At 68.2% G+C, this 3,519-nt stretch carries 3 protein-coding genes; all 3 read left to right on the top strand.

Features of this window, described 5'->3' with window-relative positions; genetic code table 11:
* Positions 1-1,179 (top strand): hypothetical protein (locus VAE46_RS11060; RefSeq protein ID WP_322796991.1); only part of this gene is annotated, 1,179 nt, incomplete at its 5' end.
* The gene (locus VAE46_RS11055) at positions 1,179-1,394 is read left to right on the top strand and encodes a hypothetical protein (RefSeq protein ID WP_322796990.1); all 216 of its coding nucleotides are present in this window, start codon (positions 1,179-1,181) and stop codon (positions 1,392-1,394) included. The genes VAE46_RS11060 and VAE46_RS11055, both read left to right, overlap by 1 nt.
* Before the next feature lie 41 nt (positions 1,395-1,435).
* Positions 1,436-3,519, top strand: a 2,084-nt coding sequence (locus tag VAE46_RS11050) for a DEAD/DEAH box helicase (protein WP_322796989.1), incomplete at its 3' end; no start/stop codon positions are given.

Here is a 3,519-nt window from a genome sequence, read left to right as displayed (position 1 = left end):
CGGCCGTGGGAGGAGCCCGTCGATGGCGAGATTGAGGGAGGCAGCGGGCAGTACCAGGCCCGCTGGTGGTTGAACGCCCGCGGACCGATGCGGCTGACGCTGCGCGTCGAGGACCCGTGGGTCGGCGAGACCACCGTCGTTGACCAGGTGGTCCAGGTCGGAGGCGAAATGGAGCAGCGGGAATACGTGCGGCAGCTCCGAGAGGCGTCCAGGCATCGCCGCGGCGTTGGGGGCCTGCATGCCGTCTTCGAGCGCTTTTTCGCACGTGATGCGCCACCGGCCGAACTCGGTGAGCTCGCCGCTTCAGCCGACACGGCCGCGACGACGGAGATATTTCGGACGCTGGTCGGCCTGGTCGAGCGCGGGGTCCCGGTGCCCGTCGAGCAGCTCGACTGGTCGCACCTGGGGGCGTCACTGGCCGCACTCTCGGCTGGGGGCACCCCGCCGAGCGAGGTCACGCGCGAAATGACCGCGCTGCTCGAAGCCGTCGCAGAAAGTGAGCCGTCGCCGAACCTGGCCCACCTGCTCGCGGCCCTCGGCCTGCCCGCCTGGCGTGCACTGGGCAGTACAGGACTGCCCGACGGGCTTCGGCGGAAGCTGTGGGCGGTCTGGCCTCCCCTTGCAGCCATGCTTGAATCGAAGCACCTCCAGGAACCGCAAGCGGCGGAACGGTGGCGGGTGAACATCGGCGAACCGCTGAGTTCGCGGGAGGACGCGATGAAGCAATGGGGCAACCGGCTGAAGGTCCTGCGCCAGCTCCAGTGCTCGCGAGGAACGCCGGGCCAGGTGGCCACGCCGGGACCTCTGCTCACGGACGAGGGCTGGCAGCGGGCCGTTTGGGCCGACCGGCAGCGCCTGAACGCCGATGGGCGGGTCCTCGAACGAGGTCCGGAGCCGGCCGACCTGAAGAAATTCGCTGCCGACGTCCAACGGACCTGGCAGAGGGACTTCGCAGCCCAACTGCGCCTGCCAGGGGGCCCAGTGAGCTGGCCGGATGGCCTGCCATGGATGTCGCTGGTGCTCGCGTGCTGGCAGCGGCTCTATGCCAGGAGCCGGGTGGCCGGCAGCCATGAGGAGGTCGCGCGTGCTCTGCGCCTTGCAGCACATGTAGCCCGGGCGATGCCCAACGTGTACGAGCGAGACCTGTGCCTCGCGGAAGCACTGCAGGAGGTCCATTGATGGACCTTGACCCCGTCGCCGTCACGGAGCGCATCGGGGCCTCCTATCGGCGGTACCTGCGGACGCTGCTCCGGACGAACGACCCCGCGATGAACGCCGGCCTGGAGGATGCGCTCGAGCGCACCAGCAGCCTCGTGATCGGCCCGGTCTCGAGTCCTCGCCGCCCATTCGCGAGGGCAGATCCCTGGCGGAGCTGGCAGAGTCTGGCGTGCTGAGCAGCGAGTGGCTGCACGACCCATTCGGAGGTGCCCTGCCCTTGCGGCGGCCGCTGTATGCGCACCAGGAGACCGCTATCTTGAAGGTGGCCGCCGGCCGCAACGTCATCATCGCTACCGGCACCGGCAGCGGTAAGACGGAAACGTTCCTCGTCCCGATCCTCGATGCCCTGCTCAGGCAGCGGGCTGATGGCCGTTTAGGGCCCGGGGTGCGGGCGCTGCTGCTCTACCCGATGAACGCGCTCGCCAACGATCAGGTCTCGCGCCTGCGGTCCATCCTCGCCTCCGCACCGGAGATCACCTTCGGGCGGTACATCGGCGAGACAGCGCAGACCTACAAGCAGGCGCTCGAAGACTACCAGGGCCGGAACGAAGGACAGGCGCCGCTGCCGAACGAACTTATCTCCCGCGAACAGATGCAGGCGACCCCGCCGAACATTCTGCTGACCAATTACGCGATGCTCGAGTACCTGCTGATGCGGCCGGATGATTCACCGCTGTTCAGCGTGCAGACGGAGGACACGTGGCGATTCCTCGTCCTCGATGAGGTGCACACGTATAACGGCACAACCGGCCTCGAAATCGCAATGCTCCTGCGCCGGCTGTTCACCAGGGTTCACCGCGGACCCGACCAGGTGCGCTGCATTGGCACTTCCGCGACGATCGCTGGCGGCGAGGGGGACCTGCCGCTCGTCGCCGCGTTCGCTGAGCGCCTGTTTGGGGCCCCGTTGGAGTACGACCCGGGCGATACGAGCCGACAGGACGTCGTCCTCGCCGAGCGCCGGCCAGACCAGCTTGAAGGCCCGGAGCTTGACCTCGGACTTGACGTGTTCAAGGCCGAGACCCCGGACCAGCAACTGCTCCGGGACCGGCGAGTCCACCAACTGGTCACGACGCTGCGAGAAGGGCCCCGTAGCCTCGATGGCCTGGCTGCGCAGCTCTTCCCCGGTGACCCCGAGGCCCGGGGGCGCACCGCGAGCCTGGTCAACCGCCTGTCCAGCACGAAAGCGCCCGGCCACGATGACCCGGTCCTCCGGGCGCGCTACCACACCTTTGTTCGCGCGATCGGCGGCGTCCAGGTCTGCCTTCGCCCCCACGGGCCGGACGGTTCGTACCGGTTCACACTGGCCGACGACCGCTGGTGCGACCTGTGCGGCGAAGGAGCCGCGCTTTCGGAGCTGGCCAGCTGCCGAAAATGCAATCAATGGCACCTGAGGGGCTGCTTTCAGAAGGAAGGCTCCGGGTTCAAGTTCTCCCGCCAGCTGGACTGGGATGACACGGCAGAGGCCATCGTCTACCTGGGTCCGGGCGACCCGGAGGTTGAGGCCGACGAGGAAATGTCCATCGAGGAGGAGGCGGCCCAGCCATTCCTCGAGTCCGCGAAGCAGGATGCCACAGTCAGCCGCCGGCTGGTGATGTGCCGGGTCTGCCTCGCAACCGGCGAAACCGCCCCCGGGTGCAGCTGCTCCCCGGGCAATCCGCTGCCGCTTATCCGGGCGGCCACGAAGAGGGGGCGCCCTGACATCCGCTACTGCGTGAACTGCGGGGCCAGCTCGGCGCAGAACGGACCCCGTCGATTGCGGCCCGGGCAGGACGGGCCGCCCGCCGTGCTCGCGTCCGCGCTGTACGACAACCTTCCGCGTGAGAACGAAGCTCCAAAGTTCATCAGCTTCGCCGATAGCCGCCAGGATGCTGCGTTCTTCGCGCCCTACCTGGGGAGAACCTATGGCAATGCGAACCGGCGCCGCCTCATCCTCTCCGTAATCAGTGAGATGTGGAAAGACCGCGGCGAGCAGCCGCCGCGCATTTCGGACATTGAGCTACGGCTGAGACAGGCAGCCGAAGAATCTGGGCACTTCACAGGCGATGTCACGCCGTTGAAGCGGCCGCTAATCCCACGCATGTGGCTCCTTGCAGAATTGAGCGCGGTCGACCAGCGCCAATCGCTGGCCGGGGTCGGGCTGCTCGCGCGGCGCGCAGCGCGCCCGGAGGGCTGGCGAACGCCTCCCGACATGCCGGCAGGCCTCGCAGCCCTTGGCGACGACGAGTCATGGACGCTGGTGGAGACTCTCGTGGGCCAGCTCCTCGACCGGGGCATCCTCGCGCTCGGCAAGGACATCGACCC

The sequence above is a fragment of the Tepidiforma sp. genome (genome assembly GCF_034433535.1).
GTDB lineage: Bacteria > Chloroflexota > Dehalococcoidia > Tepidiformales > Tepidiformaceae > Tepidiforma.
Note: the sequence above shows the minus strand (reverse complement) of the source record. Positions and strands in the feature narration are given on the sequence as shown.

Coding starts and splice junctions, on each gene's coding strand:
- VAE46_RS11055 (WP_322796990.1), top strand. CDS start 1,179: ATGGACCTTGACCCCGTCGCCGTCACGGAGCGCATCGGGGCCTCCTAT.